The organism is Mesorhizobium sp. M1004 (assembly GCF_040318795.1).
Lineage (GTDB): Bacteria > Pseudomonadota > Alphaproteobacteria > Rhizobiales > Rhizobiaceae > Mesorhizobium.
Genome location: NZ_JAMYNB010000006.1, coordinates 51470 through 74333, shown reverse-complemented (window position 1 = coordinate 74333; position 22864 = coordinate 51470). Strand labels below are relative to the sequence as shown.

The window sequence follows — 22864 nt, the reverse complement described above, 5'->3', positions numbered from 1 at the left end:
TTTTGTTCGCAGAATGGGAACGGAAGAGGTAGACGGGCATTGTTTTGCGACCCGTTAACCGGTACGTGTCAAGAAATGGTGCGGTGCACAATAATGTTTTGGGCGGAGTAGCTGAAGTGTCACTTCTGCAAATCTACTGGAGAGCGCTGGGTTATCTCGCAGCCGACAGGAAGCGCGTTGCGTTTATCTGCGGTGCGAATGTCGCGCTCGCCATTATCGCCATCCTCGAGCCGATCATGTTCGGCCGGGTAATCGACGCCATCTCCGATAAGGGTTCGGTGTTTTCGACGCTGGCGCTGTGGGCCGGTCTCGGCGCCTTTAACATCGTCGCCTTCGTGCTGGTGGCGCGCGGCGCCGACCGTTTTGCCCACAAGCGGCGCAGCGAGGTGCTGTGCCAGTCGTTCGAGCGCGTGATCACCATGCCGCTCGCCTGGCACCACCAGCGCGGCACCTCCAACGCGCTGCACACGCTGCTGCGCGCCGTCGAGACGCTGTTCAGCCTGTGGCTTGAATTCATGCGCCAGCATCTGTCGACGGCTGTTGCGCTGGCTCTGCTGATTCCGACAGCTATAAGCATGGATCTTCGCATGTCGCTGGTGCTGATGGCGCTGGGCGTTCTCTATGTCGGCATCGGCCGGCTTGTGATGAAGCGCACCAAGGCGGGCCAGGCCGCGGTCGAGCGCCACTACCATCAGGTGTTCGCGCATGTGACCGACTCGGTCAGCAATGTCGCCGTGCTGCAGAGCTACAACCGTCTCGGCCACGAGGCCGATACGCTGCGCCGCTATGTCAAGAACCTGCTCGACGCGCAGAACCCGGTGCTCGACTGGTGGGCGATGGCCAATGCGCTGCACCGCCTGTCGTCGACCATTTCGATGATGGTTGTGCTTTTGATCGGCGCCTATCTGGTCACCCATGGCCAGCTCAAGATCGGCGACGTCATCGCCTTCACCGGCTTTGCCACGCTGCTGATTGCCCGCCTCGACCAGATGTCGGCTTTCGCCAACCAGATTTCCGAAGCCCGCGCCAAGCTCGAGGACTTCTATCACCTCGAGGATTCGGCCGCCGACTCCGCCGAGCCGGACGGCTTGCGCGACCTCACCAACGTCACCGGCCATGTCCGCTTCGAGAATGTCGGCTTCGAGTTTGCCAATTCGCGGCAGGGCGTCGACGACGTCTCCTTCGAGGTCCAGGCCGGGCAGACGGTTGCCATCGTCGGCCCGACCGGCGCCGGCAAGACGACGCTGATCAACCTCTTGCAGCGCGTCTTCTCGCCGTCTCATGGCCGTATCCTGATCGACGGCATCGACACCCGCACGGTGACCCGCAAGTCGCTGCGTCATTCGATCGCCACCGTCTTCCAGGATGCCGGCCTGCTCAACCGCTCGATCGAGGACAACATCCGCGTCGGTCGTGCCGAGGCGACTTATGACGAGGTTCACGCCGCCGCCAACGCGGCTGCCGCGCAGGATTTCATCCTTGCCAAGAGCGCCGGTTACGACACCGTCGTTGGCGAGCGCGGCGGCCAGCTTTCGGGCGGCGAGCGTCAGCGCATCGCCATTGCCCGCGCCGTGCTCAAGGACGCACCGATCCTGGTGCTCGACGAGGCGACGAGCGCGCTCGACGTCGAGACCGAGGACCGCGTCAAGGAAGCCATCGACGAACTGAGGCGCAACCGCACCACCTTCATCATCGCCCACCGCCTGACCACCGTTCGCGACGCCGACCTGGTCGTGTTCATGGACAAGGGCAAGGTGGTCGAGATGGGCGGCTTCGCCGAACTGTCGCTGCGCAATGGCCGTTTCGCCAGCCTGTTGCGCGCCGGCGGCCTGCTCAACGACGAGGAAGTCCGCCGTCTCAGCCGCACGGTGAATATCGAAGCGGCGTAGGCTTTTTTACCTCCCCCATGTGGGGAGGTTGGACCCGTAGGGTCCGGGTGGAGGTAGTGCCCCACCACCCCCACCCCGCTGCTTTGCAGCGACCTCCCCACAAGGGAGAGGGTAAGCACTGCGACAACCGCTCGATTGCCCCGAACGCGCCGCCGGTCTATCTAGACCTTATGAGCGACACCTCCTCACGCCTCGCCGGCTGGACCGACCTCGCCAACCCGACGCGCTTTGTCGGGCTGGCCGACAGGCTGGTGCCGTGGCTGGCGTCGATCGCCGCGATCCTGCTAGCCATCGGTCTCTATATGAGCTTTGCCGCGCCTGAGGATTTCCAGCAGGGCATCACGGTGCGCATCATGTACATCCACGTGCCTTTCGCCTGGCTCGCCATGATGTGCTACACGGTGATGGCGGTCGCCGCGCTCGGTACGCTGGTCTGGCGCCATCCGCTGGCCGACGTCGCGCTGAAATCTGCAGCCCCGATCGGCGCCACCTTCACCGCGCTTGCGCTGGTCACCGGCTCCATCTGGGGCAAGCCGATGTGGGGCACCTGGTGGGTGTGGGATGCCCGCCTGACCTCAGTCTTCATCCTCTTCCTGATGTATCTCGGCATCATCGCGCTGACGCGCGCGCTGGATGACGCCAGCCGTGCCGCCTGGGCCGCCGCCATCATCACGCTGGTCGGCTTCATCAACATCCCGATCATCAAATTCTCGGTCGACTGGTGGAACACGCTGCACCAGCCGGCCTCGGTGTTCCGGCTCGGCGGACCGACGATCGATCCCAGCCTGCTATGGCCGCTGCTGGTGATGGCGCTCGGCTTCACCGTGCTGTTCTTCGCGCTGCACCTGACGGTGATGCGCACCGAGATCCGCCGCCGGCGGGTGATCTCCATGCGCAGGGTGGCGGCAAGGCAGGCCGACTAGCGCGATTTCAAACGGAAGGGACAGCCATGCGCCTGCCGCCAGAAACATTAGCATGTGCTGCTATGTTGCGGTGCGGCAACAAGAATTCTCAAAAGATCGTTCCCGACCTCGCTTTGCTCCTTGATCTCGTTTGCGTTCTTGACAGCTCGGCCGCCAAGCAAGAGTGATATTAGTCACTAGTTGTTGCGAGGGGATTCGACGATGAAACTGTGCCTGCTGGCTGGCGTTTCGACATTTGCATTGGCGCTTGGCTGGAGTTCGGCCTACGCCGCAGACGCGCTTGTCGACGTGCCGAGGGCGGAGGATCTCTGGTACGTCACGCTCTTCGGCGGCGCCAGCTTTGCCAACAATGTGAAGACGGACTACGATAGTGGTCGGTATTCCGTGGATCTTGACAGTGGGTTCGTGATCGGCGGCGCTGTCGGTCGGCGGATCAACGACACGTTCCGCGTGGAAGGCGAACTGTCCTACGCGCGCTACAAGGCAAGCGAGTACAGCTTCAGCTTCCCTCCTGCCGACCAAGGTTCCGGCCCAGCTTCCGGCAATCTGTCGGCCACCTATCTTCTCGCCAACGTCTGGGCCGATGTTGCGCATTTTGGTGATGCCAAACTCTATGTCGGCGGCGGTCTCGGCGCGGCCTATGTTACCGCCGATACTCATTTTGATGGCCACGCCTATGGATACGGGCCTGGCGGCTGGGGTTTCGCCGGCCAGGTGGGCGCCGGTGTTACCTACGCGGTAACGCAGAATGTCGACCTCGATTTCGGTTACCGCTTCAAGGCCGTGACAAGCGTGGATCTAGACGACAATGATGGCGGCGGCACATACGAGAACGCCAAATTGTACTCCCACAATCTCCAGCTTGGCGTTACCCTGAAGTTCTGATTGGTTCGTCGCAGGTCGCGACCGGGATCTGACGGATGCCGCTCTTGCCACGCCGGCAACCCCTGGGTCTGCCGGCAATGATCTCAGCCTCGCTGCCGACCGCCGGTGAGCCGGCGGAAAAGACATTGCAGCGCGGCATCGACCTGCAACGGCGCAAGCGTTTTCGCGAGGCCGAGTTCTGCTACCAGACGGTGCTTCGCACGCAGCCCAAAAATGCCATGGCGCTGAACCTGATGGGCACGCTCGCCATCGAGGCCGAGCATCATGACGCCGCCATTGCCTATATGGAAAGGGCGGTCAAGCTCGAACCGGACAACGCCATCTTCCGCAACAATCTCGGCAATGCCTACAATGTCACCGGCAACGTCGACAAGGCGCGCAGACATCTGAGAAAGGCGATCGAGCTCGATGGAGGGCTCATCGAAGCGCTGTGCAATCTCGGCCGCTCCTACCGCAGCCAGCTCGAGGGCGACATTGCCGAAGGGTTCTATCGCCAGGCGCTGGCTATCGACGGCCAGTCGGTGATGGCACTTGCCGGTATGGGCGATTTGCTCACCGACATTGGCCGGCCGGCCGAGGCGGTCGAATGCTTCAGCAAGGCCCTTGCCATCGACCCGGGCCATGTCGAGGCGCTGGCTGGAATGGCGCTTGCGCGCCGGGCGGTCAAGGACGATCCGACGTTGCCTTTGGTGCTGAAACGCCTGGAATTGCCGACAACCACCGATCGCGAGCGGGTAGTGCTGCACCACGCCGCCGGCAAGATGCTCAATGATCAGCGCGATTATGGCCCGGCCATCCGCCATTTCGCGAGGGCCAAGGCGATTTCCGGCAATGACTTCGACATCGACCGGCACACCCAGCTTTACGACAGCTTCATCGACACTTTCGACGCCGGCTTCTTCGAGGCGCGAGCCAATTTGGGAAATCCATCCAGACGCCCGGTCTTCATCGTCGGCATGCCACGGTCGGGAACGACGCTGACCGAGCAGATATGCGCCAGTCATCGCGATATCCATGGCGCCGGGGAGTTGTCGACCATTCGTTCACTTGCCGGCGAACTTGGGTTCGACAAGCTCGACCCAGCCATTTTCACCAAGGCCATGGCGGCGCTCACTGCAGCCAAGGCCAAGGAGCTTGGATCGAAATATCTCGACGATCTCAAAAAGCGCAACAACACGGTGCGGCTTGTCGTCGACAAGATGCCGCACAATTTCGAGCTGCTGGCCTTCATCAGCCTGATCTTGCCGAATGCCCGCATCATCCATTGCCGGCGTGACCCGATGGACAATTGCGCGTCCTGTTTCATGCATAATTTTTCCGAGGCGCACGGCTATAATGCCGATCTTACTAAGCTTGGGCAGTATTACCGGCAGTATGACCGCCTGATGCGCCATTGGACCAAGGTCATCCCGCTGAATATCCACGACATGCCCTACGAAGAAACGGTCGCCGATTTCGAAAATCGCGCCCGTGGATTGATCGGATTCCTCGGCGTCGAGTGGGACGATGCCTGCCTGCGTTTCAACGAGACCGAGCGCACCGTGCGGACGCCGAGCCGCTGGCAGGTGCGCCAGCCGATCTATTCATCCTCGGTCGAGCGCTGGAAGCTGTATGGCGACGCGCTGGATCCGCTGAAGGCGGCGCTGGGTCCGGTTTATCCGTCCTGATTTCAGTTGGCCCGAACAACCTCGCGCTCGACGCGCGCTGGCGTAGATTAGACCTGAGTTGCATCGTGCTTTGGGGCCAAATGAAAGCCGAATGCTTTCATGACCGCCAGTGTGGTTTCCAGCGTAGGATTACCGTTTTCGCTGAGCGAGGTATAAAGATGCTCGCGAGCCAAGCCGGTCTTTCTGGCAATGTTGCTCATCCCCTTGGCGCGGGCAACGACACCGAGGGCGGACGCGACGAATTTGGCGTCTCCGGTTTCCATTGCCTCTGCCAGAAACGCCTCGATTGCCGTATCGGAATCGAGCATTTCGGCAGGATCGAAATCATAGATTTTTTCAACCATTGTCGTCACTCCATTCTACGGCCAGGCGCTTTGCTGTCCGTATGTCGGTTTCTTGTGAACTTTTATCCCCGCCGCACAGGAGCAGGATGACCGTTTCACCGCGCTTGTGAAAATAAACGCGATAGCCGGGCCCATAGTGAATGCGCAATTCACTGATGCCTTCACCCACTAGTCGCCGGGATTTCCTACAATCAAACGTTGCAGCCGAACGGCAATTGCCGCCTTGGCTCTTCCGTCTTTCAGCTTTTGGTGCCACCTCCGAAAGGTGGCTGTCTGCTTCAGGATTGCCATGGGGACTAGTAAGTTATAAATTACAATTCGTCAATGCCGAAATAGGGCGAGCCTCCAAAACGAAAAGCCTCACCCCATCCGCCCACGCGCTTGCACCTTCAGCGTTTCCAGCACCTTGTCACCGTCGATCAGATGCACCTGGTCGAACAGGTTGGTCACCACGCAGCAATGGTCCGGCACCACGCGAACGCGCTCGCCAATGCGCAGGTGCGCGCCATTCGCAAGCGTGACCGTGCCATGTTCCTCGCTCAAGCTGGTGACGCGGGCGCCGGGCATGCCGAGCAGCTCGCCAAAATCGGCGAGCCCCAGCGTGTCGCTGGACAGCGCCTTGCTGCCGCTGTCCAGGATGGCGCGGGCCGGCGTCGGATGGCTGACCACGGTGGCGAGCACCGTCAGCGCACAATCGTCGAGCGTGCCGACGCCTTTGGCGACCTGGTAGCGGTCGAGGTAGATGTAGGTGCCGGGGCGGTATTCGGTAACGACGCTGTCCTCGCCGGAGCGCCACATATCAGGCGTGCCGCCGCTTGAAATGCGATCACAGGCGAGACCCGAGGCCGCGAGCGTTTGTTTGGCGCCGGCCAGCCAGGATTCAGCCTCGGCGGCGCGGCCGGCCGCGGGGTAGGTCATCAGCCCGCCGAAGGTGAGCCCCTTGGCTTGGTCGATCAACTTCGCCAGTGCCAGCGCCTCGGCGGCGCTTTGCACACCACAACGGCCCATGCCGGTGTCGCATTCGACCAGGACGGGCAGGGGGTGCCCTGCATCGGTGAAGGTGGCGGCGAGCCCATCCAGCGTTTCGAGGCTGTCCACGGTCACTGACAGTGTCACACGGCCATGCAGCGCCTTGAGGCGCTCCAGCTTGGCGCGGCCAAGGATGTTGTAGGGCAGGAAAATATCGGTCAGCCCGGCATCGGCCATCACCTCGGCTTCGCCGATCTTCTGGCAGGTGATGCCGACCGCGCCGGCCGCCACCTGCTTCTTCGCCCAATAAGGCAGCTTGTGCGTCTTGATGTGCGGCCTGAGTTTCAGCCCGTGGCGGTCGGCATGCGCCTGCGCTCGTGCGATGTTGGCTTCGGCGCGGGCCGCGTCGATGAGGATCGCCGGCGTGTCGAGGTCGTCTATGCCTTGCATGAATGTCACCCTGGGAAATCTGGCTGACTTATGGCCCCTATCCGCACGGATGTCATGGGGCCAGCACGCAGTTTGCGTCGACACCGCAGCGCTGTTCGGCTATGCGCTTCAGACAACTCCAGGGAACGCGACGCGAAGGGATCACGATCATGAAACGCTCCACCGTCAACGACATCATCCGCGATGCAGACGCCTTCATCCGCTCGTTCGGCTACATCATGCCGCCCTTCGCCTACTGGAGCCCGGAAGAGATGAAGGCGCGCAAGGCCGACTCCGCCGCCATTTTCACCTCGCGGCTCGGTTGGGACATCACCGATTACGGCCAGGAAAAATTCGACGAACTCGGCCTGTTCCTGTTCACCGTTCGCAACGGCGTCTATGCCGACATGAAGAAGGGCATGGGCATGCTTTATGCCGAGAAGATCATGATCTCGCGCAAGGATCAGCTGTCGCCGATGCACCGCCACAACATCAAGGCCGAGGACATCATCAACCGCGGCGGCGGTAAGCTCGTGCTGGAACTGTTCATGCACGATCGCGACGGCGGCATCGATCCGAAGGCCGAAGTGACGGTGCCGGTCGACGGCACCATCCACAGGCTGCCGGCAGGCGGGCTCCTGAAGCTCGACCCGGGCCAGAGCGTGACGCTGCTGCCCGGCGTCTGGCACGCCTTCTGGGCCGAGGGCAAGGATGTGCTGATCGGCGAGGTCTCGACCGTCAATGACGATCTCACCGACAACGTCTTCCGCGAGCCGATCGGCCGCTTCTCCAACATCGACGAGGATGTCGCGCCGGTGCACCTTTTGGTGTCCGACTATGAGAAGTGGGTGGGGTAGGCGATGCCTAATCGCCCCAATTCACCTGCTGAAAGAACGTCCAGATGCTGATCGTGCTGTCATCCCGATCGCTCGTGCTGTGCAGCGTCAGGACAATATCCACGGTGGGCGGCGCCTTGATCAAGACTGTGATCAGGCGCGCGCTGCCGTCAGGCACGATACCTAGGCCTGAGGTCATTTCCCAATTTCCGTCGGCTTGCTGAAGTCGGGAAGAAGTATCTCCGAATTGCTCCCTCATCGATGCATCGTTTGGAAACGGTTCGTCGGTGAGTTCTGCAAATTCCTTCCAGGATCCGGAGACTGCCGCCTGAATGGCGCGTTCTATTCTGGCTTTTTCCGCTTCGCTAACTTGAGCCGGCATCCCGAACTCCGATCTACCGCTGGTACTTATCCGCCTTACGCGTCCCCAGCAAAAGCTTGCGCTCAAGCTGTGCCCGCAGCTCGCCATAATAGGCGGTGAGGAAGGCCCTGGAATCGACCGGCTCGATCGTCATGCCGATCTTGCGCCCGATCGTTTCGGCCACGGCTTTCAGCGCGAAATAGTCGTCGCGGCGCAGCACCTCTTCCAGCTTGTGCAGTTCGGCGATGCCATAGGCATCGAGCTGCGCCTGGGTGAAGCGGAAGGCGCGGGTGGTGGTATCCTGGCGTTGCGACAGGTCTTCGACCAGCGCCAGCTTGGGCGCCTCCACCACCCAGGTTCCGGCCAGCAGGTCGCCGATGCGCATGCGGTCGCGGTTGAACAGCGGGAAGAGCGCAAACAGCAGCGTCCACACCAGCCCGAAGATCGTCGACAGCGTGTCGGCGAGCCCCATCTGGCTGCGGCCTAGGATGATCGACAGCGGCAGGAAGATCTCGATCTCGCGCATCAGGTTGCGGGCAATGACCTGATCGACTGACAGGCCGGCGCCGCTGCGCGATGCCACCCGGATGCCGAGCATCCGTTTGCCGGGTGTGGCGGCGCGGCGGCCGGCTTCGAAGACGATGAAGTAGGCGTTGCGCAGGAAGAAGATCAGGATGATCCAGACGATGAACAGCGGCTGCGCGCCTTCGCCTTTGAGGCCGGCCAGCCCGAACAGTGCAACGATCGAGATCACGATCGCCGTGACGATGATGATGACAAAGTCGAGCAGGAAGGCGGCGGCGCGAGTGCCGGCATCGACGAGCTTGATCCGGAGATCGACCCCTTCCGGCGTGATCAGCGGCCGTATCGTCGAGACGGTAGCACGCCTAGCGGTCGCCATGCCGCACCACCCTGAACAAATAGAAATAACAGAGCCACAGCGTCAGCATGCCGCCGCCAATGGCGTAGCGTGTAGCGTCGCTGGTGATCACCTGCCTGCCGATGCCTTCGAGCAGGCCGGCGAACAAAAGCATGATCGTCACCCCGACCATGGTGGTTGCCGCCACGCGCCCGGCATCGGCTGCGGCCGTCATCCGCGTCAGTTCACCGGGGAAGGCGATACGCGTGCCGATACGCATGCCGGCGGCGCCCGCCAAGGCGATCGCGAAGATCTCGGTGGTGCCGTGGATGGACAGCCATCCGCCCAGCTCGATGCCAAGCCCCTTGGCGACGTAGATTTGGAACATCGCGCCGAGCAGGCAGCCATTCATCAGGATCAGGAGCACGCTCGGCACCGCGAAGGCAAAGCCGAGCGCAAAGGCCAGGATCGCCACCTGGACATTGTGCGTGAACAGATAGGCGGCGAAGCCCGACAGGAAATTGCTGTCGGCGCCGTCATAAAGCACCTGCCGCAGCACTTCCGCCGATGCATCCGGGTTGCGCCCGCCGGCCAGGCTCGGCGGAATGATGGCGTCGAACCAGCCCTTGTCCTTCGCCACCAGCCAGTAGCCGGCGCCGGCGCCGACAAAGGTCAGGACGACCGACAGCAAGGTCTCGCGCCACAAATCGCGAATGGCATGCGGCCAGTCATGCAGAAAGAAATCGCCGATGCGCTGCCGCAAGCCGCGACGCGCGCCATAGAGGTAGAAGTAGCCGCGCAGGCACAGCGCTTCGAGATAGCTGACCAGCGCATTGTCGAGCGACGTCGCCCGCGCCACCGAAAGCGAGGACAGCGCCGAGCGGTAGAGCAGCGGCAGCGACAAAAGCTCGTCTTCCGACAGCGTGCGCGGCGCACGTTTCTCGACCCGGGCAAGCAGCGCCTCGAACGCCTTCCAGTCGGCCTCGCGCTCCGAACGGAAGCTCGCCAGCGACTGCCGCACCGCATCCTTGCCGACCAGCGCGTTCACAACAGATCCTCTCGCTTGAGTTCGAGATAGCGCTCGACCAGTGCCGGCCCGAGCCTCTGATGGTCGGCTTCGATGACATGCGCGCCGAGCAGCCTGAGCCTGCCGATGACGACCTGCCTTTCGCGCAGCAGCCCGCCGGCGACAACCGAGCGCGCCACATCCTCCGGTGCGTCCGGCGGCATGTCGGCCAGTGTCTCCAGTTCGACATCCTTCATCATCATGAACAGCACCAGATGCCGTTCGGTGAGCCGGCCGACGGTGCGCAGCATCAGTTCGGCGCTGATCGGATCGACGAAGTCGGTGAAGATGATCACCAGCGAACGCCGGTCGAGCCGCGCCGCCAGCGTCGTCAGCGCCAAAGTGAAATTGGTCTCTTCGGTGGAATAGTCGATTTCCGCTGCCCGCTTCTGGATCATGGCGAAGCTGGCGGAGCCGCGCACGGCACCGCTGGAAACGCGCGGCCTCGCGTCGAAGCCGAACAGGGAGACCATGTCGCCGCCCTTCAGCGCAATGAACGCCGACAGCAAGGCTGCGGTGACGGCGCGGTCGACCTTCGGCACGCCGTCGACGGGCTCGCACATCAGCCGGCCGCTATCGATGGCCAGCACGATGTTGTTGTTCTCCTCGATACGGAATTCGCGCGCCAGAAGCCTGCCGTGGCGGGCGCTGCGCTTCCAGTCGATCATGCGCCGGCCCATGCCAGGCTGGTAGTCCTTGAGCGCCTCGAATTCGCGGCCCTGGCCGGCGCGGCGCTGCGCATGTCCGTCGGGCAGCGCCTGGCGCTGCAGAAGCGTGATCGCCTCGTCGCGAGCGCTGCTGACGTTGGGCAGCACCGCCACCTTGCCGTCCATCGGCAGCACCACCTGGTTCCAGACCAGCCCGAACGGCCCGCGCCAGCGCACCCACAGGCGATCGAACCTGGCAATGCCGCGCCGCAGCGCCTGAAATCTGAGATCGAGCGATGCGCTGCCGGCCTCGGCGGTCGATGCGCCGCCGGTGCCGCCCACCGGTTGCAGCCGCTCGTCATGGCCAAGACGCGCCTGCACGGCGCGCGGCCGTCCGCCGAGCCTGGCGGTGACATTGACGGTGAGCTGGCCGCCGACGCTGACCTGCGGCGGGGCGTGGATGCTGGCGTTCAGAGAAGCCCGTCCGCGCCCGGCGGCCGCGTCCACGGCCAGGAAAGCAAGCAGCGCGCAGATCCACAACAGGCCGAGATACCACATCGACGGCAGCGCGAGCGCGATCAGGAAGGCCGGTATTGCACCGGCCGCACCTGCCCAGACTGCCCGGCCGCTCGGATAAATCAACGTGGCGCTTCCGTCTGGTCTACAAGGTCGGTCACGATCTGTTCGACCAGGCGGCCGTCGATCTGCGCCGCCGGCGACAGGATAACGCGATGGCGCAGCGCCGGCACGGCAAGCGCCTTGACGTCGTCGGGGATGACATAGGCACGCCCGTCGAGCGCTGCCCGAGCCCGTGCAGCTCTCGCCAGCATGGCGCCCGCGCGCGGGCTGGCGCCGACCTCGAGGTCGGGGCTTTCGCGCGTGGCCCGCACCAGCCTTGCGATATAGTCCACGACGTCGTCGACAAGCGTGACCTCGCCGACGGTCGCCAACGCCTTTTCCAGCGTCTTGCGGTCGGCCTGGGCGGTGATGCCGTATTGCTTGATATCGTGCGAGGCGGTGCCGCCGCCATGGTGGATGATGATCGCCTTTTCCTCTTGCGCGCCGGGGTAGCTCACCCGGTGCTTGAACAGGAAACGGTCGAGCTGGGCTTCGGGCAGGGGATAGACGCCCTGGTGTTCGATAGGGTTCTGCGTCGCCACCACCATGAAGTTCGGGCCGAGCGCATGAGTGGTGCCGTCGAAGGTGACGGCATGCTCCTGCATCGCCTCCAAAAGGGCAGCCTGGGTCTTGGGCGGCGTGCGGTTGATCTCGTCGGCGAGCAAAAGGTCGCAGAAGATCGGGCCGCGCGTCAGCGTGAATTGCCCGGTCTGGAAATTGTAGATGTTGGAACCGACGATATCGCCGGGCATCAGGTCGGGTGTGAACTGGATGCGGCCATAGGCGACGCCCAGCGCCTGGGCAAAGCAGCGCGCCGTCATCGTCTTGGCCGTGCCCGGCGGTCCTTCGAGCAATATATGCCCGCCGGCGAACAATGCCGTGAGCATCAGATCGACCGTATCGTGTTGCCCGGTGATGGCCTTGGCCACCTCTTCCCTGATCTGTGTCGCCAGGGCCTTCACATCATCGACGTTCACCGAGCCTCCTTGCCGTCCAGTCGTGCAGCTTTTCGGCTGCATCATGCATTTGTGTCAGGGTCTTTGCCGCGTTCGCAGCTTGCAGGCGGGTCGTGAAACCGCCGGCTTCGTCCTTGTCGCGGGAATCGAGCCAGCGGTCGAGCGCTTCGCCCTGCAAACCGTGCGGCGCGCCGAGCAGCGCGCCGGCGCGCACGCGTGCCAGTGCTCCATAGCGGTCGCCCAGTTCCTCCAGCCGGCCGGCGCGGCGCAACAGCATCGCCGTGGTATCGACCAGCGCGCGCTTGCCGAAGGCGATGGCGCGCTGATCGGCCCGTGGCGGCCCGAACCGGCCAAGGCCATGCAGGAAGGCAAGTGCCGCCGCCGCCAGGATGGTCAGCGTCAGCGCCAGGAAGGGCGGCTCGACCAGAAGCTTGGCGAGATCGTATTTTCGCCCGACGCCATGCAGCGTCAGGTCGAACATGACGGCACCCTCTTCGGGCTGGAGGAGCTCGATCAGCTTGAGCGCCGCCGCCGCCTTGTCGGGATCTTTCAAGCCAGCGTTATTGATGAGATCGGGGTCCGTCAGAATGTAGAACCGCTCGTCTTCGACCTCGGTCAGCACGGCCTTGCCGTTGCCGGCGGCAATCAGCGGGTGTTCGTCGGCCACCCATTGCAACTGGCCGGGAACGCTGACCATTTGCCCTGAGACGTCGAGTTGCTTGACCGTGGTCTCACCTTCGCCGAGCTTGGCCTTGGCGATGCGGCCGAGCCAGTCGTTGACCACCACATCCGGCAGCCGCTGGATCTTCATCTCCCAGCCTTCGTGCAAGGCCAGCGGCAAGGTCGCCCATTTGGGCAGCACGAACAGCGTATCCAGGCCCTTGCGAAGCTTGATGATGTTGGCAAGCGCATCCGGGTCGCTGTCGGGCGAAATGGTGACGATCAGGAGGTTCGTGTCGATCTGAAGATCGCTGTCGGACCGCGCCATGTCGGGCGCTTCGCCGGTCAGCTCCAGCCATTCCGCCAAGCCGGCATAGCCGATGCCGCTCTTCGACAGCGGGGTTGCGCCACCGACGCTCGGCTGGCGAAAGTCGGGCGCATAGGTGGACAACAGGAAGAAGCCCGCGGCCGCGAGCAGGCTGGCGAAAATGCCCCAGAACAGCGTCCTGCGGCTGAACGGCTCCTGCTGGGCGATCTCGGCTGTCGCGTCACTCACGTCCAGGCATCCCTGAAGACGAATCGCTCATAGGCGCTGCGCGCCTCCTGCCAGCCCTCGGGCCCGACCGGCCGGCGCGCGAACAACGCCGCCTCGACGATGCGCGCGATATGGGTAAAGGCGCCACGCGCCCGTGTTGGCAGCGACGCCGCTCCCGCGATATCGCGCGCGGTCAGCGACGGGCGCAGGAAGTCGGGCAGGCGGCCGGCAATGTCGGCAACGCTGCGGCGAAGCAGGAGATGCACCGCCTCGTCATACTCGCCCCGGGCGGCCAGCGCATCGGCTTCCGACAGCAGGACCTGCGCGGCGCCAACGTCGGGGTGCCATATCGCTTCCGCCTCGGTCACGCTCTTTTTGCGCCACCAAGGCAGGCGCCAGGCGACGCCTTTCACCTCAAGCAAAATCAGCAGCAGAATGATTGCGGCACCTGTGATCACGGCCCCCCAGAACAGATAGATCGTGTAAGGGCCGAGCGATTTCAGGAACTCGCCCAGCGGTCTTAGCCACTCGGGGGTCTCGGGTGGTCTGTAGGCCGGCAGGTCGAACTGGATCGAATCGTCCGACAGCAACTGCTTGTGCAGTTTGGCCAGCCATTCGGCTTGCGCAGCGTCCGGCTGTGCAGCAGTCACCTTTTCGCCCCCCCTGCAACCTGCGGTTCGCGGGCCGACACTGGCAATACGCCAAGGCAATTGCAAGCGGCGGCAACCGCAAGTATCAATATCGGTGATTTATACTTTCTGATTTCGGGTATCCATTAGTCGGGGGGAATGTAACATGACGTCAATCGCGAGCGAGCGGCCGGAACGGTTCAGCGTCGGCAGGGCTTTCAGCAATACGTTTTCGGTAATCGGACGAAGCTTCGTCCCACTTGCCGCCATCGTCGGCCTTTTTTCGACGCTGCCTGCGCTGCTGTACAACATCTGGAGCTTTAGACAGATTGCAAAGATAGCAGTACCTGGGGCGAGCTTCGAGCAATCGGCGATGGCGGGCTATGGTGCCGTTTCGATGATTGCCGGCCTGGTGCTCCTGATCTTGGCCTTTCTGGCGCAGGCGGCGCTGGTACGAGCGACAATCGAAGATTTGAACGGCAAGCGCCCGTCGATTGGCGATTGCATTCAAATAGCCCTGCGCAGCTTCCTCCCCACGCTCGGAATTGGTCTTGTGATCATCGTGGCAATGTTTCTGGTGGCGATGATATTAACGGTCATCACCATGGCCATCCCCATCGTCGGCGGTGTGATTGCACTTCTGTCGCTCATCCCCATAGCCATGTGGCTGATCAGCATATCGGTGGCTGTGCCCGTCGCAGTTCAGGAAAGGCCTGGCGTCTTCGCCTCGATTTCGCGAAGCAGGGCGCTGACGAAGGGAAGCCGCTGGCGGATATTCGCGCTGTTTCTGGTCCTCGGCATTGTTGCGATAGGGCTACAAGTGGTTTTCACCTTGCTGTTTCAGGCTGCTATTGCGAGCGGCGGGATCAGCACGACCGGACTCATTGCCGCCGCCATCGGAAGCAGCCTGCTGTCGACAATCGTTTCGGCGGTGATTTCGGTGGCGATTGCCGTCACCTATGTCGAGCTGCGCCAGGTCAAGGAAGGCACCAGCGTCGACGAACTGGCGCAGATATTCTCGTAACGAAGGTTTTGGCCCGAGAACAGCCAGTCATGTTGGCGCGATTGGCCGGGATCTAGCTCGGGCCGGAAGGGGTAATCGTGGCATCGACGGCGGCGGCGCGGCTTGAGAAGTTCCAGATCGGCAGGGTTTTCAACAACACCTTCGCCGTGATCGACCGCAATCCCGGTCTGATGATTGCTTTGGCGGCGCTTTTCCTGGTCCTCCCAGCAGTTGCGCTCAATCTGTCGAACCACTGGAATGGCGGCCCCAACGGCTACATCGCCACACCTCCACTCGGCGCGAAGTGGGTCATTATGAGCAGCTCGTTCTTATCGCTCGTTTTAAGCCTGATCTATTTCGTTTGCGCGCTGTTGTTCCAGTCCTCGCTGGTGCAAGCGACGATAGAGGACCTGAACGGCAAGCGCCCGGTGATCGCTACTGCATCCAGATAGCCTTGCGCAGCATATTGCCGACGCTGGGGGTGGGGCTGATTGTCTTTTTGGCCATGATCCTTGGCCTCATCGTGATGGGCATCGCCGGAATGTTGGTGCCGATCTTCGGAGCGATCATTGCCTTCGTGGTGTTGCTCGTTGCCGGCGTCAGGTGGCTGCTCGGCATATCGGTTTCTGTGCCGGTGCTGATGCAGGAGCGGCTTGGCGTGTTTGGCGCGATGTCGCGCAGCCGTGCTCTGACCAAGGGCAGCCGCTGGCCGATGTTCGGTGTCTTGCTGATCCTGTTTTTGGCGGCGCTTGCCTTCCAGATGATGTTTGCCCTGCTGATCGGCCTGATTTTCGCTTTCTTCAGCGGCCTCTCGACGGTCGCCCTGATTTTCGGCGCTTTCGGAAGCGTCCTTATCGTGACGGTCGTGTCCACGGTGGCATCGGTGGCCATTGCGGTCGCCTATGTTGAACTGCGCCAGGTTAGGGAAGGCACCAGCGTAGACGAACTGGCGGAGATTTTCTCTTAGAAGGCGAAGCCGACTCGGCTGGTCGGGCGGCGGGATTTCAGTGACAACAGCTTGGCCCGCCTCCGCGCTCGTCCGACACAGGCACGACGAGGTGATCGCCACATCGCGCGCGAGCTGGACATGGTCGAAGCAGCGTTTGGCCGCACGGTCTGCTCGTCCTTGCCGTGCTCGTTCCAGGTGAGGTTGTAAAAAGGCCCGGCGGCATAGGCGATGCCCCAATGCACGAAGGCGCAATCAGGATCTGTCGCCAGCGCCTTCTCGAAGCACTTTATGCCTTCCTCATGGTTGAAGCCGTAGCACCAGTTCAGCCCGATATCGAACCAGCGCTGCGTCTCGGCCGAGGCGGTGGAGATTGGACGGCGATAGGTGCCGAGGTCGAAGTGGTCCATGCGTTCTCGTGCAAAATATCGCGGCCAAAGTCTATCAGGCCTTGAACTCAATCTTGGGGTGCTGACCTAGGTAAAGTGCGAAGCAATCTGTTCGACAGGGTCCTTGTCTGGGCGCACCAAAAGCCAGAAGATCAGCCCTGTAGCGCCACCGAGTATCCCTATGAAGGAGCATGCATAGAGAACTCCGCCGATTCCCAATGGAGGACTCCACTTAATGAGGCCGAAGACAAACGCTGGAACAAAAACTGCCAGAAAGCCAACGACGACGTATACCCAAAAAAACTGCCAGCGCCGTCGGGTGAGGACATAGAAGGCCGGAATTCCTACCATCGCCTCCACAACATAGAAAACAAGGGTTACGAAGATGAAGCCCGACAATGGCCCCATCTCAGGGTGGTTCGCATGCCAATTGTAGCCGGGCAGGATCGCCGGAATAATGGGTGCAAGAATGAAAGCCCAACGGGCGCGCATGTGTATTCTCCGGAATGACGCGAGCCCACAGCGGCGCCTAGTCGACACACCAGACCGATCCACGATCGCCGCGTCAAGACAGACACCGTCGTAAATGCTCGGAGTGCGCTGCAGGTATCTACCTGAGCGACATACCGCTCAGGTGCCAGCCGGTATGCGGCGTCCCCGAAGGATCACCCCTCCAGCCACACCTTTTCAAAATGCTGCTCGAGCGACTGGTGCTGTTCGCAGCCTTGCACGCCCTTGCGATAGGTGCGGTAGACCGACCGCCAGTAGGGCTGGATGATGATGCCGGCATCGCGCAGATTCTGCTCGATCCTGGCCATGATCTCCTTGCGCTGGGCGGCGTCCGGCGTTGCCAGCGCCTTGTCGAGAAGCGTGTCGAATTCCTTGTCGGCATAGGCGCTTTCGTTCCAGGCGGCGCCCGATTTGTAGGCGAGCGCCAACACCTGGACGCCGAGCGGGCGGCCCAGCCATTCGGTTGTGGAGAAGGGGTATTTGCTCCAGTCGTTCCAGAAGGTCGCGGCGGGCAGCACGGTTCGCTTGATCTTCAGGCCGGCCTCACGCATCTGCGCGGCGATCGCATCGCCGGTGCTCTTTTGCCATTCGACGTCGACCGAGATCAGCTCGAATTCGTGGTCCGTCTTGCCGGCCTCGGCGAGCAATTTCTTGGCCTGTTCCGTGTCGCGCTTGGCCGGGCCGATATCGGCAAATTCCGGGTGCATCGGGCCGACATGGTGATTGTCGGCAGGCTTCCCGCGGCCGCCGAGGCCGAGCGCCAGCACGGCCGAATTGTCGACCGCAAGCTGGGCGGCGCGGCGCACCTTGACGTCGTCATAAGGCGCGTTGCCGACATTGAAGCGGGCAACGATGGTCGAGCCGGTGGCGATCTCGGAATTCAACAAGCCCATCTGTTCGGTCTGCGACACGGCGTCGGACGCGGTCTCATGGTCGGTGTCGATCTCGCCGGATTCGAACGCCGACAGCATCGCGTTGGGGTCGGAGCCGTAATCGACCCATTTGATGCCGTCGAGGTAGAAGTCGCCCTTCCACCAGGGCTTGTCCTTGCGCTTCACCTCCGCTCTGGACTCGGCATTCCAGCTGACCAGTTCGCAAGGGCCGGTGGTGATTGCGAGCGCCTTCATCGGATCGTCGCCGCCCTCATAGGAGCGGTGCATGATCAGCGCGGGATAGTCGGCCATCCCTGCAATCAGCGAAATGTCGGGTTTCGGCAGATTGAGCTTTACGGTGAAATCGTCGACCTTCTCGATGCCGCCATCGACCGGCTTCTTGGTGTCGGCATTGACCAGCGCGCCCATGCGCGCGGCGACCGAATTGCCGGGGACGGAAGCGTCGCACCAGCGGTTGAGATTGTGGATGACGTCATCGGCGTTGAAGGCGTCGCCATTCGACCAGGCGATGCCCTTGCGCACATGCAGCGTCAGCGTCTTGGCGTCGTCGCTGGTTTCCCAGCTTTCGAGCAGCCACGGCTCGAAGGTGAAGTCGCGGTTCCAGCGCACCAGATATTCGTTGCAATGGCGCGCTACATTGGACATTTCGACGCCGTCGAAAGTACGTGGATCCTTGAAGCCCTTGACGTTCATGGCGACGCGCAAGGTGCCGCCGCGTTTCGGCTCTTCGGCCCGGGCAGGCGAAGGGGAAAGGCCGCCCAGCGCCAGCGCGCCGGCGGCACTGACGCCAAAGCCGGCCATGATGGCGAGATATTCGCGGCGGTTGACACCGCCCTTCCTGAAATCATCGGCAACGGGCTTCGCCTGCGGGTGCAAATTACGGTCGGTCAGCATGAATTTCATCGTCGTTCCCTTTTTTGTTGGGCGCCCCGACGGTCCGCTTCCGCTGGGGGCGGATGCGATCGCCGAGGCGCCGTTGCCTGAGCAGGTGATGATAAAGCGGGCGGACACCGGGAAATGTTCGCTTTTCCGCAATTCTTGTGCACTGCTCCGCAGTGGTAGATGGCCAATCTCCCCCTTGTTGTGGGGGAGATGTCCGGCAGGACAGAGGGGGGCGCTGTCCCGCCATCCCGTCTGCCGACTGGAGTATCATCGCAGATAATCGTTGCGTTGATTTAGGATATTGAAGGGCCGCGATCCTTCGCGCCCCCCCTGGCCTGCCGGCTTTCGTCGTTCGGAAAGCCAAGCAATTGGCTTTCCATCCGCTACGCGGACCACTCCTCAACCCCCACGAGGGGGAGATCAGCGCTTCGCCGCCTCAATATGGCCAGTCGTTCTTGCCGAGCACGGCGACGGCGGCGATGGCTGCAAGCGTGCACACGAACGCCTCGCCGGCGCGCTGAACACTTTTGCGGGCGCGCAGAAAACTGTGCACCAGCCGCGGCTCCTCATACCACCAGGCGCGGCCGCCGGCGGCAACAATGCGGTCGCGATAGGTCTCGCCGTCCGATGACAGTGGATCGCACTGGGCAGTGATGATGACAGTCGGCGGCAGGCCGGAGAAGTCATTGTCGCTCAGCGGCGAAAAAGTCGGGTCGTCGGGCGACTGTGCCGGGGCAGCGCGAATGGTGCGGTAGAACGCGATGTCGCGCAGTGTCAACAGCGGTGCGTCGGCATGTTCGACATAGGAGCCGGCACTCTCGTCGCCGCCGAGGCCGGGATAGATCAGCACCTGGCCGACCGCCCGGCGCAGGTGGCGGCGCGAGGCGTGCGCGACCGCGGCGGCAAGGTTGCCGCCGGCGCTTTCGCCAACGAGCACGATCGGCAGGTCCGTTGTCACCGCCGCCCATTCGAACGCGGTCAGCGCGTCGTCGAAGGCGGCCGGGTGGGGATGTTCCGGCGCCAACCGGTAGTCGGCCGAGACAACGTCGAAACCGGTGCCGGCGCAGATCTCGGCGCAGATGTCGTCATGGCTGTCGAGCCCGCCCAGCACAAAGCCGCCGCCATGATAGTAGACGATGACGGCGCGCACGGGCTTGCCCGCCATCCGATAGTAGCGGATCGGGATGGCGTGTCCTTCATCGGCGGCGATGATGCCGTCGCTGGCCGAAACCCCCTTGGGATAACCCTGATGGAAGGCGCGGCACATCGCATCATAGACCGACCTTTGCTCGGCGATCGGAAGTTCGGCGATTTCGGGCGGGAACCAGTCATTGACCAGGTCGATATACTCCCACAGCGCCGGGTCGAGCAGGGTGGCGTATTTCCCCCGGCTGGCGATCTTGAGCTTGTGGACCGTGCCCATCTCTCAGAGCTCGCCGTAGAGCCGTTCAGCGTTTTCAAAGGTGAAGCGCAGCGGCACCGAGCCCTCGACCCGCCATGCATCGACGGTGTCGCCCGCCATCAGCCGGCACGCGTCTATCGTGTTGGTGACGGCGCCGCCATAGAGCCGGTTGGCAAGGTTGAGGATGGCGGTCTGGTGCATGGCGGCACTGCCGCTGCCGCAGGCATCCTTGACCAGAAGCACACGAAAGCCGGATGCGATCGCGTCCTTCACCGTGGCATCGATGCAGGCCTCGGTCCAGACGCCGGCGACGATCAGCCATTCGATGCCGCGCGCCTTGAGTTCGGTTGCGGCAGGCCCGCCGCCGAAGGCGCTGGCCTGCGTCTTGACCAGCATCGTCTCGCCGGCCGCGGGCGCCACTTCCGGGCAGATTTCCGTCAGCGGATCGCTCTTGTCGGAAAAAGCCGACTTGCCGTCGGCGTCGAGCGGATGGAACGGACGCGCTTTGGCGGTATCGACGACATAGGCCCAGTGATAGAGCGGCACGAAGTTGCGCCGCGCCGCCGCCTGCAGGCGCTGGACGTTGGCCAGCACCTCGCCAAAACCTTCGACCAGATAGCGCTTGTCCTGCCGATGCTCTTCCTGGAGGTCGATGAACGCCGCGGCGACCGTGCCACGTTTGATCGAGATGGGGCTTTTCATGCGGATAGGCCTTGGTTCGCGACCAACGCCGCCGCTCTTCTCGCAAGGGCAGCGCAAGCGGTGGAGATTGGTCGGCGTCCTCCGAACTTCGTCCTCCCAGGGCGAAGCAGCCGCGCAGCGGCGTCGCGGAGACCCTGGGATCCGTTCCGTGACGTCGACCGTGGAGTGCAACTGTGCAGGATCTGCACCGTTGCGGCGCTCTGGAGTCCATGCCGTGACATTGGCCAAGGAATGCGGCGGAGCAGAACTTGCACCGTTGCGGCGCGGATGAGTCCCGGCATGGATCCTAGGGTCTGCGCCGCGTCGCTGCGCTCCTTGCTTCGCCCTAGGATGACGACGGGATTGGCGTTCGCGCTGGTTGCCAAGGGATGCGAAACGACCATCAAACCTGCTTCTCCAGAAACTCATCCTCGTAGGGAAAGCGCGACAGAAGCTCGGTGCCGGTGTCGGTTATCAGGATTTCGTCCTCCAGCTTGACGCCCTCGCGGCCGCCTTTCTCGCCGATATAGCTTTCCACGCTCACCACCATGCCGGGCACGACAACACCGTCGCGGCCATAGGTCTCATAGTCCATGGCATGCGCGATGAACGGCGTCTCGCCATGCATGCCCACGCCATGCATCACCGAGGTATAGCGCTGGTCGACGAAACGGTCCGGGATTTTCCACGCTCTTTCGGCGATCTCGCGAAACGCCATGCCAGGTTTGACAATCGAAATGTTGTGCTGAACCTGGTCGTGCGCCATGCGGTAGAGCGATTTCTGATAGTCGGTCGGCTTGCCAGGCCCGCAGCGGAAGGTGCGCGAAAAATCGGAATAATAGCCATAGCAGCCGATCGTATCGGTATCGAGCGCCAGAAGCTCGCCCGGCCGGATCTTGCGGCCGCTGGCCTCGTTGAACCACGGATTGGTGCGCTGTCCCGAGGTGAGCAACCGCGTCTCGATAAACTCGCCGCCCTGGCGGATCACCTCGCCATACATGATGGCGAACAGCTCGTTTTCGGAGACGCCGGGCTTGATCGCCTCGCGCACGGCGTAGACGGCGGCTTCCGCGCCGGCCATCGATACCTGCAGGCATTTGACTTCCTCGGGTGTTTTCACCGCGCGCACCGCCAGGATTTCGCCCTGACAATCCCTGACGTCGCAGCCGCGCTTTTCCAGCGCCAGCGCCTGCAAATGGCTGCAGCGGTCGAGCCCGAGCTTCATCGAGCCGCCGCCGTGCTTCGTCAAAAGCTCGGCGATCTCGTCGGCGAAGGGGCCGGCGGTTTCGTCGTCGCGGCCCGACACCGAAGACCATACCAGCTTGGACGGGCGCGCCTCGTCGATCGTGTCGAGCACCATCGAGACATGGTAGCTCTGCGGGTATTCGAACAGCACGATCGGCCCGTCGGTCGGGATGAAGAAATACCGCGTCGAGTTGCGCAGGAAATAGCCGAACATGTTGCGCGAGCCGGTGGCATAGCGCTGGTTGTAGGGGTCGAACAAAACGACGCCGCCATAGCCCGCCTCGCGCATCCAGCCGCGCAGTTTCGCCAGCCGCCCTTTGCGCAAGGCGTCGGCATCGATGAAGGACGGCTCGGTGTCCGACAGCCACATGCCGCCGGCCGAGTCAGCCGCAACCGGGTGGCGCATGCGGTCCTTGAAATCCACATCCTCGGTGCTGTCGGGGTCGAAAACGACGATGCTCATGGTGCGCCTCCTGAAGGGCTAGACCATAGCCATGCGCCGAAAAATGTCTGTGCGAGAATCCGCAGATGTCGTGCGAAATGCCGCAAGAAGGGCATGGATACAAAGGGCAATGTTGCGATCCTTCGCGCCCCCTCTGTCCTGCCGGACATCTCCCCCACAAGGAGGGAGATTAGCAGC

General features: G+C 62.8%; 23 protein-coding genes and 1 pseudogene. 8 read left to right on the top strand and 16 right to left on the bottom strand.

What is annotated here, in order from left to right; all coding sequences use genetic code 11:
- The first annotated feature begins 116 nt into the window (after positions 1-116).
- The 4 genes from NKH54_RS14275 to NKH54_RS14260 all read left to right on the top strand — a co-directional run bounded on the left by NKH54_RS14275 (position 117) and on the right by NKH54_RS14260 (position 5364).
- A complete protein-coding gene (locus NKH54_RS14275; RefSeq protein WP_023672897.1) occupies positions 117-1889 on the top strand; it encodes a glucan ABC transporter ATP-binding protein/ permease in 1773 nt (590 codons plus the stop codon).
- A gap of 170 nt (positions 1890-2059) precedes the next feature.
- Positions 2060-2812, top strand: a complete 753-nt coding sequence (locus NKH54_RS14270; protein WP_023672896.1) for a heme ABC transporter permease — start codon at positions 2060-2062, stop codon at positions 2810-2812.
- Positions 2813-3013: 201 nt separating this feature from the next.
- A complete protein-coding gene (locus NKH54_RS14265) occupies positions 3014-3697 on the top strand; it encodes an outer membrane protein (protein ID WP_023672895.1) in 684 nt (227 codons plus the stop codon).
- Between the two features lie 77 nt (positions 3698-3774).
- On the top strand, positions 3775-5364 hold the full coding sequence (locus NKH54_RS14260) for a tetratricopeptide repeat-containing sulfotransferase family protein (RefSeq protein WP_353028430.1): 1590 nt from the start codon (positions 3775-3777) through the stop codon (positions 5362-5364).
- Between the two features lie 47 nt (positions 5365-5411).
- On the opposite strand, the gene NKH54_RS14255 is transcribed toward NKH54_RS14260, so the two are convergent.
- The 3 genes and pseudogenes from NKH54_RS14255 to NKH54_RS14245 all read right to left on the bottom strand — a co-directional run bounded on the left by NKH54_RS14255 (position 5412) and on the right by NKH54_RS14245 (position 7127).
- Positions 5412-5708: an addiction module antidote protein gene (locus tag NKH54_RS14255; protein ID WP_023672893.1), complete on the bottom strand. Its 297-nt coding sequence runs from the start codon at positions 5706-5708 to the stop codon at positions 5412-5414.
- A pseudogene (locus NKH54_RS14250) lies at positions 5701-5999 on the bottom strand (type II toxin-antitoxin system RelE/ParE family toxin). Before NKH54_RS14250 ends, NKH54_RS14255 begins: the two are co-directional and overlap by 8 nt.
- A 69-nt stretch (positions 6000-6068) precedes the next feature.
- Complete coding sequence (locus NKH54_RS14245; RefSeq protein WP_353028429.1) at positions 6069-7127, bottom strand: D-TA family PLP-dependent enzyme; 1059 nt, start codon at positions 7125-7127, stop codon at positions 6069-6071.
- Between the two features lie 149 nt (positions 7128-7276).
- On the opposite strand from NKH54_RS14245, the gene NKH54_RS14240 reads away from it, so the two are divergent.
- A complete protein-coding gene (locus NKH54_RS14240) occupies positions 7277-7963 on the top strand; it encodes a D-lyxose/D-mannose family sugar isomerase (protein ID WP_023694398.1) in 687 nt (228 codons plus the stop codon).
- 7 nt (positions 7964-7970) lie between these two features.
- Here the strand turns inward: NKH54_RS14240 and NKH54_RS14235 are convergent, their stop codons facing one another.
- The 7 genes from NKH54_RS14235 to NKH54_RS14205 are packed head-to-tail and all read right to left on the bottom strand — an operon-like array spanning position 7971 to position 14294.
- Complete coding sequence (locus NKH54_RS14235; protein WP_023753711.1) at positions 7971-8324, bottom strand: hypothetical protein; 354 nt, start codon at positions 8322-8324, stop codon at positions 7971-7973.
- 13 nt (positions 8325-8337) lie between these two features.
- Positions 8338-9204, bottom strand: coding sequence for an RDD family protein (locus NKH54_RS14230; protein ID WP_027049627.1), 867 nt, complete (start codon positions 9202-9204; stop codon positions 8338-8340).
- On the bottom strand, positions 9191-10210 hold the full coding sequence (locus NKH54_RS14225; protein WP_050485775.1) for a stage II sporulation protein M: 1020 nt from the start codon (positions 10208-10210) through the stop codon (positions 9191-9193). The genes NKH54_RS14230 and NKH54_RS14225 overlap by 14 nt, the downstream gene beginning before the upstream one ends.
- The gene (locus tag NKH54_RS14220; RefSeq protein WP_023705786.1) at positions 10207-11517 is read right to left on the bottom strand and encodes a DUF58 domain-containing protein; all 1311 of its coding nucleotides are present in this window, start codon (positions 11515-11517) and stop codon (positions 10207-10209) included. The genes NKH54_RS14225 and NKH54_RS14220 overlap by 4 nt, the downstream gene beginning before the upstream one ends.
- Complete coding sequence (locus NKH54_RS14215) at positions 11514-12470, bottom strand: AAA family ATPase (protein ID WP_023705787.1); 957 nt, start codon at positions 12468-12470, stop codon at positions 11514-11516. Before NKH54_RS14215 ends, NKH54_RS14220 begins: the two co-directional genes overlap by 4 nt.
- Positions 12457-13665, bottom strand: a complete 1209-nt coding sequence (locus NKH54_RS14210; RefSeq protein ID WP_352741684.1) for a DUF4350 domain-containing protein — start codon at positions 13663-13665, stop codon at positions 12457-12459. Before NKH54_RS14210 ends, NKH54_RS14215 begins: the two co-directional genes overlap by 14 nt.
- The gene (locus NKH54_RS14205) at positions 13662-14294 is read right to left on the bottom strand and encodes a DUF4129 domain-containing protein (protein WP_353028428.1); all 633 of its coding nucleotides are present in this window, start codon (positions 14292-14294) and stop codon (positions 13662-13664) included. Before NKH54_RS14205 ends, NKH54_RS14210 begins: the two co-directional genes overlap by 4 nt.
- A gap of 145 nt (positions 14295-14439) precedes the next feature.
- On the opposite strand from NKH54_RS14205, the gene NKH54_RS14200 reads away from it, so the two are divergent.
- From NKH54_RS14200 to NKH54_RS14190, 3 genes are all read left to right on the top strand, one after another.
- Entirely contained in the window at positions 14440-15297 is an 858-nt protein-coding gene (locus tag NKH54_RS14200; RefSeq protein WP_353028427.1) for a hypothetical protein, read from the top strand.
- Positions 15298-15374: 77 nt separating this feature from the next.
- A complete protein-coding gene (locus NKH54_RS14195; protein WP_023694389.1) occupies positions 15375-15728 on the top strand; it encodes a hypothetical protein in 354 nt (117 codons plus the stop codon).
- Positions 15638-16243 (top strand): hypothetical protein, encoded by a 606-nt coding sequence (locus NKH54_RS14190; RefSeq protein WP_353028545.1) that lies wholly within the window; start codon positions 15638-15640, stop codon positions 16241-16243. Before NKH54_RS14195 ends, NKH54_RS14190 begins: the two co-directional genes overlap by 91 nt.
- On the opposite strand, the gene NKH54_RS14185 is transcribed toward NKH54_RS14190, so the two are convergent.
- From NKH54_RS14185 to NKH54_RS14160, 6 genes are all read right to left on the bottom strand, one after another.
- Positions 16240-16632: a tetratricopeptide repeat protein gene (locus NKH54_RS14185; protein WP_023694387.1), complete on the bottom strand. Its 393-nt coding sequence runs from the start codon at positions 16630-16632 to the stop codon at positions 16240-16242. The genes NKH54_RS14190 and NKH54_RS14185 overlap by 4 nt on opposite strands.
- A 66-nt stretch (positions 16633-16698) precedes the next feature.
- Positions 16699-17103 (bottom strand): hypothetical protein, encoded by a 405-nt coding sequence (locus NKH54_RS14180; protein WP_023694386.1) that lies wholly within the window; start codon positions 17101-17103, stop codon positions 16699-16701.
- A 173-nt stretch (positions 17104-17276) separates the two neighbouring features.
- A complete protein-coding gene (locus NKH54_RS14175; RefSeq protein WP_353028426.1) occupies positions 17277-18917 on the bottom strand; it encodes an ABC transporter substrate-binding protein in 1641 nt (546 codons plus the stop codon).
- Between the two features lie 415 nt (positions 18918-19332).
- Positions 19333-20319 (bottom strand): alpha/beta hydrolase, encoded by a 987-nt coding sequence (locus NKH54_RS14170; protein WP_352535502.1) that lies wholly within the window; start codon positions 20317-20319, stop codon positions 19333-19335.
- 3 nt (positions 20320-20322) lie between these two features.
- On the bottom strand, positions 20323-21000 hold the full coding sequence (locus NKH54_RS14165) for an isochorismatase family protein (protein ID WP_353028425.1): 678 nt from the start codon (positions 20998-21000) through the stop codon (positions 20323-20325).
- Between the two features lie 382 nt (positions 21001-21382).
- Positions 21383-22687, bottom strand: coding sequence for a M24 family metallopeptidase (locus tag NKH54_RS14160; RefSeq protein ID WP_353028424.1), 1305 nt, complete (start codon positions 22685-22687; stop codon positions 21383-21385).
- Positions 22688-22864 lie beyond the last annotated feature (177 nt).